Below are 12,476 nucleotides of genomic sequence, written 5' to 3'. Positions count from 1 at the left end.
TTATTTTTGCGCGCGTGCGAAAGACTCTTGGATTTCCGCTTTGGCTGCGTCCACGCCTTCCCAACCTTCCACTTTCACCCATTTACCGACTTCCAGCTCTTTGTAGCGCTCGAAGAAGTGAGTGATCTGGGCACGCAGTAATTCAGGCAGATCGTTCACATCCTGAATGTGATCGTACTGCTTGGTCAGCTTGCTGTGTGGTACCGCCACGACTTTGGCATCGGCACCTGACTCGTCAGTCATCTTCAGCACGCCAACGGGGCGGCAGCGGATCACTGAGCCTGGTTGCAATGGATACGGGGTTGGCACCAGCACATCCACCGGATCGCCATCCAGCGACAGGGTATGGTTCACATAGCCGTAGTTGCATGGGTAGAACATCGGGGTGGACATAAAACGGTCGACAAACAGCGCGCCGGACTCTTTATCCACTTCGTATTTGATCGGATCGGCATTGGCCGGGATTTCGATGATTACATAGATGTCATCCGGCAGGCTCTTACCGGCAGGCACGTTGCTTAAGCTCATGTCAAATTCCTTGCTGTAAAATGTTATCGTTAGCGAAAATATTATAGCGAGGCCGGTTAAAATAGACAGAGGCAAAACAGGCTGCGTGCGCAGCCTGTTGCGGGGGAATGCATCGGGGACACTAGTTAGGCGGTGACCGGCTCTAACAGGTTATGCATTTTATTTAGAGTGGCGCCGGCGCATCGGGGAAATCGCGCATAAAGCGCTCAGCATCGTCCATCATGGCGTGTGAGCCGACGAAGAACGGGCAGCGCTGGTGCAATTCGGACGGCACGATATCCAAAATCCGCCGCTCGCCATCACTGGCGCGGCCACCGGCTTGCTCCGCCAAGAAGGCCATTGGGTTGCATTCATACAGCAGGCGCAATTTCCCTTTCGGGCTGTTGGCGGTGCTTGGGTAGATGTAGATCCCGCCTTTGAGCATATTGCGGTGGAAATCCGCAACCAGTGAACCGATATAGCGTGAGGTATACGGGCGCTTGGTTGGCGCATCGTGATCTTGGCAGTACTTAATGTACTTTTTCACCCCGAGTGGGAACTTGATGTAGTTACCCTCGTTGATCGAGTAAATAGTGCCGGTGTGCGGGATGCGGATACTTTCGTGTGACAGGCAAAAGACCCCGAGGCTCGGATCGTAGGTAAAGCCATGCACGCCACAGCCGGTGGTGTACACCAACATGGTGGATGAGCCGTAAACCACATAGCCGGCCGCAACTTGGCAATTCCCTGGTTGCAGGAAGTCTTCGCGGGTCACTGGAGTGCCAATCGGCGTGATGCGGCGGTAAATCGAGAAAATGGTACCGACCGACACGTTGACATCGATGTTGGAGGAGCCGTCGAGCGGATCCATCAGCACCACATACTTGGCGTTACGACCGCGATCTCCGTCGAACACCACGATGTCATCCTCTTCTTCGGAGGCGATCCCGGCCACTTCACCACGGGCTTGCAATGCCGCTTTGAGCTTTTCGTTGGCGTACAGATCGAGCTTCATCTGGCTTTCGCCCTGAATGTTGCTCAGGCCGTTGGCACCGAGAATATCGACCAAGCCGGCTTTATTGATGTCGCGGTGGATGATTTTGGCCGCCAGTTTGATGGCCGCCAGCAGCGAGGTGAGCTCCCCAGTCGCGTGTGGGAAGTCCTGCTGTTTCTCGACGATAAATTCGCCAAGTGTTTTCATTGTTATCTTCCTGATATTTTAGTTATGTAGGGTTGGGACCAGTCGCAAACCAAACGTTTGCGTACTTGTTCACAATTTTAGCGGCAATCGGGACAATTGTCCTGTTTTGTTGAGGATTTCCTCTCGTCAGCCGGTCAGAGTAGAATGCCAGTATTCGCATTTTTGTAGGACCGATGGGTTATGCATATTCATATATTAGGTATCTGCGGGACGTTTATGGGCGGGCTGGCGCTGCTGGCACGGGCACAGGGACACCGGGTGACCGGTTCAGATGCCAATGTTTATCCACCGATGAGCACGTTGCTGCAAGAGCAGGGCATTGAGATTATCGAAGGTTACGATCCGGCGCAGCTCGAGCCACGCCCAGATTGCGTGGTGATCGGCAATGCCATGTCGCGTGGCAATCCGTGTGTGGAGTACGTGCTGAATAACAACCTGCCGTACACCTCCGGTCCACAGTGGCTGCACGATCACCTGCTGGGTGAGCGTTGGGTGTTGGCGGTGGCCGGTACCCACGGCAAGACCACCACTGCCGGTATGCTGGCGTGGATTTTGGAGTCGTGCGGTTACGAACCAGGCTTTTTGATTGGCGGCGTACCGGGCAACTTTGGTGTGTCGGCGCGTTTGGGTAACAGCCCGTTCTTCGTTATTGAAGCCGATGAGTATGACAGCGCCTTTTTCGACAAGCGCTCCAAGTTTGTCCACTACAGCCCACGCACTTTGATCTTAAATAACTTGGAATTTGATCACGCGGACATCTTTGACGATCTCAAAGCGATCCAAAAACAATTCCACCATCTGGTACGCATCGTGCCGGGTAACGGCAAGATCATCACCCCGCAGCACGATCATAATCTGAAAGCGGTGCTGCAGATGGGTTGCTGGAGCGAGCAAGAAACCGTTGGCGATGACGGCCATTGGCATGCCGAGAAACTGTGCCACGATGCATCGCAATACAGCGTGCATCTGGATGGCAACTATGTCGGCGAAGTGCATTGGGGATTGGTTGGCGAGCACAACATGCATAACGGCCTGATGGCCTTGGCAGCGGCGCGCCATGTTGGCGTTGAGCCGTCACATGCCTGTGCCGCGCTGAGCCAATTCATCAACGCCCGACGTCGCCTTGAAGTGCGTGGGGAAGTCAATGGCGTGACCGTGTACGACGATTTTGCGCATCACCCGACTGCCATTGAGGCCACCTTGTCGGCGCTGCGCGCCAAAGTGGGCGGCACGCCGCGTATTCTGGCGGTGCTGGAGCCGCGCTCAAACACCATGAAGCTCGGGGTGCAAAAGCAAGATTTAGCGCCATCACTGGTGCGCGCCGATGAAGTGTTCTTGTTGCAGCCGACCAATATCCCGTGGCTGGTGACTGAAGTGGCGGAAGCCTGTGTACAGCCAGCCCATTGGGCGGGGGATGTGGATGCATTGGTCACGCAGATCATGCGTGTGGTGCGCCCAGGCGATCATATTCTGGTGATGAGTAACGGTAGCTTTGGCGGGATCCATGACAAGCTGCTGCACGCATTGGCGCAGTTAGTGCATTAATTTGCTGCTCAGCAGCGCCGGTCGGCTGATTCGAGTTTGGGGTTGGCTGACAGAACCGCTTACGATAAAACAGTCTGTAATGCCTGTCAGTTGATGCGCCGCTGACAGGCATTATTGGCGATTAGCACTTTGTGCGGTAGGATCATTCATAAGATAAAACGTCAACACAGTTAAGGATCACTGCGCCATGTTGTATGGTTCGGGAAGTCAGCGTATTGCCTGTGTTTACCCCATTCAGTTCAGGGCGCTGGTATGATTACCTCCGGTAAATTCAAGGCAATTCTAAAGATTAACAGTTATCTGTTAGCCCTTTATTCTGTCACTTTTATTATTCCCATCTTTGTCGCTATTTACGAAGGGGATGGCGAATCTGCCGCCTATTTTAAATCCTTCGTGATCTCCTTATTGCTCAGTTTGGTAACCTATTACCTGACCAAAAATAATAAATCGCAACTCGGCACCAAAGATGGATACCTAGTGGTATTGATCTTCTGGGTGGTGTTCTCGCTATTCAGTATGTTGCCGATGGTGATGCTAAAAAGTATCAATATCAGCATTACCGATGCGCTGTTTGAGAGTATCTCAGGGATCACCACCACCGGAGCGACCATTCTCAGTGACGTCACCAATGCGCCGAAAAGCTTGCTCTATTATCGGGCGCAGCTCAATTTCTTCGGTGGTTTGGGGATCATCGTATTGGCCATCGCCGTACTGCCATTTATCGGGGTCGGCGGCATGTTGGCGCAAACCGAAATGCCGGGGCCGATGAAAGATGAGAAGATGACGCCGCGCATCGTGGATACCGCCAAAAGCTTGTGGGTGGTGTACTGCGCACTGACGCTCGCCTGCATTGCCAGCTTTAAAGCGGTGGGAATGGGGTGGTTTGACGCCATTTGCCATGCGTTTGCCACCATTTCGCTGGGCGGATTTTCCACCTACACGGAAAGCGTGGCCTATTTCAACAGTGCCGGCGTCGAGCTGGTGGCTGGGGTATTCTCTATTCTGGCCGGTATCAACTTTGCCCTCTACTTTATTGCCTTCCAACGCCGTAATTTAAAAGTCATCAGCCGCAATGCCGAATTCCGTTTATTTATTCTGGTCTGTGCCTGCGTGATTGCATATACCGTGTGGGGCTTGTATCGCTCGGGCACCTTTGAATTATGGCCAGCGTTTTATCACGGCTTTTTCCAGTCCATGTCGGTGATGACCGATAACGGCCTCGGTACTGCCGGATACCCGGATTGGCCGGTGGATGTCACCTTCTTGCTGATTGGCGCCAGCTTCTTTGGTGGCTGTGTCGGGTCAACTTGTGGGGGTATTAAGGCGCTGCGGATTTTGGTGCTGATCGCGCAGAGCGTGAAAGAGGTTAAGCTGCTGATTCATCCGCGCTCGGTGGTATCACTGAAGATGTCCGGTAAGCCGATCCATGACCGACAAGGTTTGGCGGTGTTGGGCTTTTTCTTCTTGTACGTGATGATGACGATGATTTTTATCTTCTTGCTGACCACCTTTGGCGAGACGCTGGATACCGCGATTGGCTCTACTGCCGGGTGTATCAACAACATGGGGATTGGTTATGGCGCTTCGGGCTCGAACTTCAGTGGTCTGAAAGAGCCGTCTAAGTACGTGATGATGCTGGCCATGTTGTTTGGCCGACTGGAAATCTTCCCGTTCTTGGTACTGATGTCGCCAGCCTACTGGCGTAATTAAGAGCCACTTTAACGCTCTCATGCCCGGCATGACGCGATAAGCGCTAAAATCAGGCCGCCCGATGATAACTATTAATAACTATCATCGGGCGGCCTTTTTGTGGGTTTCTTTGTCTTAGGTAGCGAGTTTACTCGCTATCGCTGTCTGGCTTGATCACCAGTACGTGCACCGGTGAGTAGGCCACCACTTTTTCGGCCACCGAGCCGAGCATCACGCGGTCTAACTGCGAGCGCTCTTGGCTTGGCATCATGATCAGATCGCAACCTTGCGCTACGGCCACATCAATAATCGCTTCGTAGGTTTTGCCTTCGGCCACATGGCGATGGCAGCGGATATCGCTTGGCACATACTGCGCTTGCAGCTGTTGTAAGCGTTGCTCACTGCTTTCACGCATGCGCGCGGTGGCATCCGGCGGGAAAAAGTTCGAGACAATCGCGACATGGATCACCGGCAAGACATGCACCAGATGCAGCTCTCCACCGGACAGGCGAACCTGTTCGACCGCCATCTGCATGGTACGGTCAATCACATCACATTCATTCAGATCGATCGGGACTAAAATACGCTGGAACATCGCGAAATCCTTGTGCGCAGTTTTTTGTTTACTATACAAAAAAAGCGCACCACTCGGCGGATGCAGCACGAAAAAAAAGCCGCAATGCGGCTTTGATCAAGCTATTGGCCCGTCGCGCGAGGATCAGGCGGCGTGCTGTTCGAACAGATCCAGCACCGCAGCAAACAGATCTTCAATCGGAGTATCCCGAGTTGGTGTGATAAAGATCGTGTCATCACCGGCAATCGTGCCTAAAATACCCTCGGCTTTGCCGAGCGAGTCCAGCATGCGCGCAATCAGCTGCGCAGCACCTGGGCTGGTGTGGATCACAATCAGTGCGCTGTTGTAGTCGATGTCCAGCACCAGATTTTTCAGCGGACTGGAGGTGGTTGGGACGCCAAGTTCTACCGGCAGACAGTAAACCATCTCCATTTTGGCATTGCGTGTCCGTACGGCGCCGAATTTGGTGAGCATCCGTGAGACTTTAGACTGGTTGATATTACGAAAACCTAAGTCTGATAATGCTTGGACTATCTCACCTTGTGAGCTGAATTTCTCTTCTTTCAGCAGGGCTTTGAACGCGCGGATAAGTTGCTCTTGTTTGTCTGAGCTACGCATTATGGGCTCCCAAATGCAAAAAAACAGCGCTCATATTGCATAAAAATTCACTTTTTTTCAATACACAAACAACACGGATAGCCGGTTGAGGATGAAAAATGCGCCGTTTTCTTGTTTCAATTAGTTTCATAGCCGGTTTTCTCACCTGTTTTATGGTGCAGGCGGAAAGTGTCACGGTTTCTGCGCCCTTGCGCTTTGCCACCGAACCGACTTATCCCCCGTTTGAATACCACAATAATCAGGGGCAGCTAGACGGGTTTGATATCGCCCTAGCACAGGCGTTGTGCGATCGCTTGATGCGACGCTGTGAATTTGTGGAGCAGCCATTCAACACTATTCTATCCGGTTTGCGCCTCGGTGCCTATGACGCTGCGATTGCGGCGCTAGATATTAATGATAGCCGCTTGCAACTGATGAGCTTTACCCAGCCCTATCTGGCCAACTCCGCAGTGCTGCTGGTTAACCGCGATGTCATTACCGGTGACACCATCAGTAAAGAGAATTTAGTCGGCGTGCAGACCGGCACCACCTTGATGAACTTTGTGGTGGATGGCCGTTTAGGTGCTGACGTGACGCCACTGCCGTATGCCAGCTATGAAGAGGCGTTCGGTGACTTACAAGCGGGCAATATTGATGCGGTGTTTACCGATCAGGCGGTCGCCTTGAACTGGCTCAGTCAGCATCCGAAAGGGCGCTGGCAAGTGCTGGGCGAGCCTTACACCGCGCCGGAGTATTTTGGTCAGGGGCTTGGCATTGCGCTGTCTAAACAGAATTATCGCCTGAAGTTAGCGCTGGATAATGCCCTCGATGCGCTGCGCGCCGACGGGACTTTGCAGGCCCTTCAGAAAAAATATCTGCACCATTAATAGACAATGTAATGGGCAATGACCCGCAGGGTGCGCGAACTCTCAATCTGTGTGTTACTAATTTGTGTTTCTGCAGTTGTTGGATTAGTGTCTGTTTGTCTGATACCCAACACAATAGGATTTTATAAAGGAGCATTAAAGGATGAAAGTTGCGGTTTTAGGTGCTGCAGGTGGCATCGGCCAGGCACTGGCTTTACTGTTAAAAGTCCAGCTTCCCGCTGGTTCAGAGCTCTCCTTATATGACATCGCCCCAGTGACTCCGGGTGTGGCGGTGGATTTGAGTCATATTCCGACTGCCGTGAAGATCAAAGGCTTTAGCGGCGAAGATCCTTCTGCTGCGCTGGAAGGGGCCGATATCGTGCTGATCTCTGCCGGTGTGGCGCGTAAGCCAGGCATGGATCGCTCCGATCTGTTTAATGTGAATGCGGGGATCGTGCGCAATCTGGTGGAAAAAATCGCCCACGTTTGCCCGAAAGCCTGCATTGGGATCATCACCAATCCGGTGAACACCACGGTTGCCATTGCGGCAGAAGTGCTGAAAAAAGCCGGCGTGTACGACAAACGCAAGCTGTTTGGTATTTCAACGCTGGATGTGATCCGCTCCAATACCTTTGTGGCTGAGCTGAAAGGTAAGCAGCCAGAAGAACTGAATGTTTCCGTGGTTGGCGGTCACTCCGGTCTGAGCATCCTGCCGCTGCTGTCACAACTTGACGGGATCTCCTTTACCGACGCTGAGATCGCGGCGCTGACTAAGCGGATCCAAAACGCCGGTACCGAAGTGGTGGAAGCTAAAGCCGGTGGCGGCTCCGCGACTTTGTCGATGGGTCAAGCGGCGGCGCGTTTCGGTCTGTCTTTGCTGCGTGCAATGCAGGGCGAGAAGAACGTGGTGGAATGCACCTATGTTGAAGGTGATGGCCAATATGCCCGTTTCTTTGCTCAACCGGTACTGCTGGGCGTCAACGGTATTGAAGAGTACCTGCCAGTGGGCAAGCTGAGCGCGTTTGAACAGCAGGCGCTGGAAAGCATGCTGCCAACCCTGCGTGAAGAGATTGTGCTGGGTGAGAAATTCGTTAACGGCCAGTAAGCGCAGCGCGCTTTGGCTTGCGGCTTGCGTTTGACGCTTTCGTTTGGCGCAAGCAGCAAGTTTTGACCACCGATAAAAAAGCCACGCAGAGCGTGGCTTTTTTTGTGGGAATTTTTTATTGGCCTCTCGGTGCGCTGGCCGTGTCAATGACAGCATTTATGGCGGCATAACTCAGTGTGTGAATGCCACCAAGGCTACCGTTATCCGTAGATCCCATTAATGGTTACGGTGCACCGCCAGATGCGCCAAGCCAATTAATGCCTCGCGATAAGGCGAGTCTGGGATGCAAGACAGGGCTTGGATCGCTTTGTCGGCTTCTTCTTCGGCGCGCTGCTGGGTGTAGGCCAACGATCCACAGGCTTGCATGGCGGCCAATACCGGATCCAACAGATCGCGTCCGTTCCCTTCTTCGATCGCTTTACGGATCATCGCGGCTTGCTCAGGCGTGCCATTGTGCATCGCATGCAGCAGCGGCAGGGTAGGCTTACCTTCGTTGAGATCGTCGCCCAAATTCTTTCCTAGCTCGTTTCCTGCGCTGTAATCGAGCAGATCGTCAATCAGCTGGAAAGCCGTGCCGAGGTAACGACCATAATCTTGCATCGCCAGCTCTTGCTGCTCACTGGCTCCCGCCAAAATAGCCGAAGACTGCGCGGCGGCTTCAAACAGGCGAGCGGTTTTGCTGTAAATCACCTGCATGTAATTATCTTCGCTGATGTCCGGGTCATTGCAGTTCATCAGCTGCTGCACTTCCCCTTCGGCAATCACGTTGGTGGCCGAAGCCATCAGCTGCAAAATGCGCATCGAGTCGAGGCTGGTCATCATCTGGAATGCGCGGGTGTAGATAAAATCCCCCACCAATACGCTGGCGGCATTACCGAATGCCGCATTGGCGGTGGCTTTGCCACGGCGCAGATCAGACTCATCCACCACGTCATCGTGCAGCAAGGTGGCGGTGTGGATAAATTCAATCAGCGCAGCCACGGTAATATGACCATGACCTTGATAATCGAGCGCCCGTGCGGCTAGCACCGCAATCATTGGCCGGATCCGTTTTCCCCCGCCACTGATGATGTAGTAGCCCAGTTGATTGATCAGCGCCACATCGGAATTGAGTTGTTGCAAAATCGCCGCATTCACTTCTGCCATGTCGGCATCGCTCAGGGCGCGAATCTCTTCAAGCGTCATAGTCCGTCAGTCTTCTAATTTTGGTATCATGGGGGAAGCGCAGTCCATAATAAAACCCTGTCGGTATGGATTGTACCTCAAAAACGTGGGACGGAAACGCGTAAGGGCAAGTTGGAGAATTTTTCTCCGATATTGCCAGAAGAGCTCTTGTCATCGAGCGGCTTTTTGCGTAGAATTCGCGCCCTATTGAATAGTTTTATTGCGCACCCTGATTGGCTGATTTTAATGGAGCCTGCGGTGCCGAAAAGAGCGGAGTTTTATATGTACGCGGTTTTCCAAAGTGGTGGTAAGCAGCACCGAGTGAGCGAAGGCCAAACCGTTCGCCTGGAGAAGCTGGACGTAGCAACTGGCGAAGCAGTTGAGTTCAAAGATGTGCTGATGATCGCTAACGGCGAAGATATCAAGATCGGTGCACCTTTCGTTGCAGGCGGTGTGGTTAAGGCTGAAGTGGTAACTCACGGTCGTGGCGATAAAGTTAAGATCGTTAAGTTCCGTCGTCGTAAGCACAGCCGTAAGCAGCAGGGCCACCGTCAGTGGTTCACTGAAATCAAAATCACTGCTATCAGCGCGTAAGTTTAGGAGAACGGATAAATGGCACACAAAAAAGCTGGCGGTTCCACTCGTAACGGCCGCGATTCCGAAAGCAAACGTCTGGGTGTTAAGCGTTTCGGTGGTGAATCTGTTCTGGCAGGTAACATCATCGTTCGTCAGCGCGGTACCAAGTTCCACGCTGGTGTAAACGTTGGCTGTGGTAAAGACCACACCCTGTTTGCAACTGCAGACGGTAAAGTGAAATTCGAAGTTAAAGGTCCAAACAACCGTAAATACGTAAGCATCGTTGCTGAGTAATTACTGACCTTTACCGGTTCACAGGAAGAGCCCCGCGCAGTTGCGGGGCTTTTTTATATCAGCCATCGGGAGGTTGGATGTTGCGACAGCAGGCCACAATAGGATGTTTATTAGCTTTGCTGACGGCAGTATTCTGGGGTGCATTGCCGATAGCGATGAAACAGGCGCTAGAGGTGTTGGATCCTTACACCATTGTCTGGTTCCGGTTTGTCAGCGCAACGCTGGGGCTGGGTCTGTGGCTGGCATGGCGGCGGGGATTGCCTTCTCCGGTGCTACTCTGGCGTAATTATCGCGCCCTGCTTCTTGTTGCTACGCTGGGTTTAGCGGGTAACTTCCTGTTATTTAATTCTGCCCTACAATATTTAAGTCCGGCCGTGGTGCAGGTGGTGATCCAGCTGGCACCGGTGTTGCTGTTGCTGGCCAGTGTGTGGATTTTAAAAGAGCCACTGCAACGCCATCAGGGCATTGGACTGTTACTGTTACTGGGCGGCATGCTGCTGTTTTTCAATGAGCGCCTGTATGAGCTGTTTACCAGCTTAAGCAGCTATACCCTTGGGGTGTTGCTGGCGGTGGCTGCGGCGGTAGTCTGGGTAGCCTATGGCGTAGCGCAAAAGCTGTTACTGCGTCGGTTATCTTCCCCGCAGATTTTGCTGGTGCTCTACACCTTGTCGGCCTTGTTATTTACGCCGATGGCGCAGCCGCAACAAGCGGCGGCGATGGATATGCGCCAATGGGGCATGCTGCTGTTTTGCTGCCTGAATACGCTGGTGGGCTATGGCGCATTTGCCGAGGCCATGGCGCGCTGGGAAGCGGCAAAAGTGAGTGCTATCGTGACGTTGGCGCCACTGTTTACCATACTGTTTTTAGATCTGTTGAGCGTGAGTTATCCGGCCCTGTTTACTGCGGCGCCGCTTAACCTGCTTGGCTATATTGGTGCGTTGGTGGTGGTTGCCGGCGCCATGTTTTCTGCCATCGGCCATCGTTTGTTGCCACCGCGCGCTGTGAAGCCCGTGGCCACGGAAAGTGACTGAGCCGGTGGGCATTTTGCTCGGAGACGTTCATGAAGTTTGTCGATGAAGCGGTGATCCGCGTCGAAGCTGGTGACGGCGGTAATGGCTGTGCCAGTTTCCGCCGTGAAAAATATATTCCAAAAGGTGGCCCGGACGGCGGTGACGGCGGTGACGGCGGTGACGTATATCTGCTGGCGGACGAGAACCTCAATACCCTGATTGATTACCGTTTTGAGCGCAGTTTCCGTGCTGAGCGCGGCGAGAATGGCCGTGGCAGTAACTGTACCGGTAAGCGTGGTCAGGATATCACCCTGAAGGTGCCCGTGGGTACGCGCGCGGTGGATGAAGAGACCGGAGAAACCTTAGGTGACTTGACCCAGCACGGCCAAAAGATGCTGGTGGCCAAGGGCGGTTTCCACGGCTTGGGTAACACCCGTTTTAAATCCTCGGTGAACCGTACCCCGTATCAAAAAACGCCGGGTACACCGGGTGAGAAACGCGAACTGCGTTTAGAGCTGATGCTGCTGGCTGACGTGGGGATGTTGGGGATGCCGAATGCCGGTAAATCTACCTTTATCCGTGCGGTATCCGCAGCGCGTCCAAAAGTAGCGGACTATCCGTTTACCACCTTGGTGCCAAGCCTCGGTGTGGTACGGATGGACAGCGAGCGCAGCTTCGTGGTGGCCGATATTCCAGGCCTGATTGAAGGTGCGGCAGACGGTGCCGGTCTGGGGATCCGTTTCCTCAAGCACTTGGAGCGTTGTCGTGTGCTGCTGCACATCATCGACATCAATCCAGTCGATGGCTCTGATCCGGCCGAGAACGCGCGGATCATCGTGTCAGAGCTGGAGCAGTACAGTGAAATGCTGGCCGCGAAACCGCGTTGGCTGGTGTTTAACAAAGTCGATCTGATGAGCGAAGAAGAAGCCAACGAGCGGATCGCGAAGATCGTTGCCGATCTGGAGTGGGAGGGTGATTACTACACCATCTCTGCGGCCACCGGTAAGAACGTGACGCCACTGTGCTGGGACATCATGCAGCTGATCGAAAGCCTGCCGAAGGAAAGCGAGCAGCAAGCGCCAGCGGGCACCGAAGATGTGAAGTTCAAGTGGGATGATTATCATCGTGAACAACTGGACGAAGTCTGGGAAGGTTCAGATGATGATGACGATCTCGACGATGATGACTGGGATGAAGACGAGTACGACGTAGAGATCATCTACAAGCCGTAATCGTTTGAGGTAAGTATTGCCTTACTTACGCATCGCCATCGTATCGGCATAGTAAAGAAGCCGCTTCTGTTCGCAGAAAGCGGCTTTTTTCTTGCGTAAAATCAGCCTTTTTTGTC

At 53.3% G+C, this 12,476-nt stretch carries 13 protein-coding genes; 8 read left to right on the top strand and 5 right to left on the bottom strand.

The window, feature by feature from the left end:
• On the bottom strand, window positions 1-528 hold the full coding sequence (ppa, locus tag NCTC9997_RS13190; protein WP_064978229.1) for an inorganic diphosphatase: 528 nt from the start codon (window positions 526-528) through the stop codon (window positions 1-3).
• A gap of 163 nt (window positions 529-691) precedes the next feature.
• Window positions 692-1,708, bottom strand: coding sequence for a class 1 fructose-bisphosphatase (fbp, locus tag NCTC9997_RS13185; protein ID WP_010864728.1), 1,017 nt, complete (start codon window positions 1,706-1,708; stop codon window positions 692-694).
• Between the two features lie 180 nt (window positions 1,709-1,888).
• Between fbp and mpl the strand changes: the two genes are divergently transcribed.
• The gene (mpl, locus tag NCTC9997_RS13180) at window positions 1,889-3,253 is read left to right on the top strand and encodes a UDP-N-acetylmuramate:L-alanyl-gamma-D-glutamyl-meso-diaminopimelate ligase (protein WP_064978228.1); all 1,365 of its coding nucleotides are present in this window, start codon (window positions 1,889-1,891) and stop codon (window positions 3,251-3,253) included.
• Window positions 3,254-3,505: 252 nt separating this feature from the next.
• A complete protein-coding gene (locus NCTC9997_RS13175; protein ID WP_010864726.1) occupies window positions 3,506-4,963 on the top strand; it encodes a TrkH family potassium uptake protein in 1,458 nt (485 codons plus the stop codon).
• 127 nt (window positions 4,964-5,090) lie between these two features.
• On the opposite strand, the gene NCTC9997_RS13170 is transcribed toward NCTC9997_RS13175, so the two are convergent.
• On the bottom strand, window positions 5,091-5,537 hold the full coding sequence (locus NCTC9997_RS13170; protein ID WP_010864725.1) for a universal stress protein: 447 nt from the start codon (window positions 5,535-5,537) through the stop codon (window positions 5,091-5,093).
• 123 nt (window positions 5,538-5,660) lie between these two features.
• On the bottom strand, window positions 5,661-6,134 hold the full coding sequence (gene argR / locus NCTC9997_RS13165; RefSeq protein WP_010864724.1) for a transcriptional regulator ArgR: 474 nt from the start codon (window positions 6,132-6,134) through the stop codon (window positions 5,661-5,663).
• 98 nt (window positions 6,135-6,232) lie between these two features.
• On the opposite strand from argR, the gene NCTC9997_RS13160 reads away from it, so the two are divergent.
• Both NCTC9997_RS13160 and mdh read left to right on the top strand, forming a co-directional pair.
• Window positions 6,233-7,000 carry a transporter substrate-binding domain-containing protein gene (locus tag NCTC9997_RS13160; RefSeq protein ID WP_039045757.1) on the top strand — a complete coding sequence of 256 codons (768 nt, stop codon included), beginning with the start codon at window positions 6,233-6,235 and terminating at the stop codon, window positions 6,998-7,000.
• A 142-nt stretch (window positions 7,001-7,142) separates the two neighbouring features.
• On the top strand, window positions 7,143-8,084 hold the full coding sequence (gene mdh, locus NCTC9997_RS13155) for a malate dehydrogenase (RefSeq protein ID WP_064978227.1): 942 nt from the start codon (window positions 7,143-7,145) through the stop codon (window positions 8,082-8,084).
• A 216-nt stretch (window positions 8,085-8,300) separates the two neighbouring features.
• On the opposite strand, the gene ispB is transcribed toward mdh, so the two are convergent.
• Entirely contained in the window at window positions 8,301-9,269 is a 969-nt protein-coding gene (gene ispB / locus NCTC9997_RS13150) for an octaprenyl diphosphate synthase (RefSeq protein WP_010864721.1), read from the bottom strand.
• A 261-nt stretch (window positions 9,270-9,530) separates the two neighbouring features.
• Between ispB and rplU the strand changes: the two genes are divergently transcribed.
• From rplU to cgtA, 4 genes are all read left to right on the top strand, one after another.
• The gene (gene rplU, locus NCTC9997_RS13145; RefSeq protein ID WP_010864720.1) at window positions 9,531-9,842 is read left to right on the top strand and encodes a 50S ribosomal protein L21; all 312 of its coding nucleotides are present in this window, start codon (window positions 9,531-9,533) and stop codon (window positions 9,840-9,842) included.
• An 18-nt stretch (window positions 9,843-9,860) separates the two neighbouring features.
• Window positions 9,861-10,118, top strand: a complete 258-nt coding sequence (gene rpmA / locus NCTC9997_RS13140) for a 50S ribosomal protein L27 (RefSeq protein WP_010864719.1) — start codon at window positions 9,861-9,863, stop codon at window positions 10,116-10,118.
• 77 nt (window positions 10,119-10,195) lie between these two features.
• Window positions 10,196-11,149: a DMT family transporter gene (locus NCTC9997_RS13135; protein ID WP_039045759.1), complete on the top strand. Its 954-nt coding sequence runs from the start codon at window positions 10,196-10,198 to the stop codon at window positions 11,147-11,149.
• 29 nt (window positions 11,150-11,178) lie between these two features.
• The gene (gene cgtA, locus NCTC9997_RS13130; protein ID WP_010864717.1) at window positions 11,179-12,360 is read left to right on the top strand and encodes an Obg family GTPase CgtA; all 1,182 of its coding nucleotides are present in this window, start codon (window positions 11,179-11,181) and stop codon (window positions 12,358-12,360) included.
• The last annotated feature ends 116 nt before the right edge of the window (window positions 12,361-12,476 follow it).

This window comes from Plesiomonas shigelloides (assembly GCF_900087055.1).
Taxonomy (GTDB): domain Bacteria; phylum Pseudomonadota; class Gammaproteobacteria; order Enterobacterales; family CAMTGL01; genus Plesiomonas; species Plesiomonas shigelloides.
The sequence above is the reverse complement of the archived record's forward strand: the minus strand, read 5'-3'. Positions and strand labels throughout refer to the sequence as shown.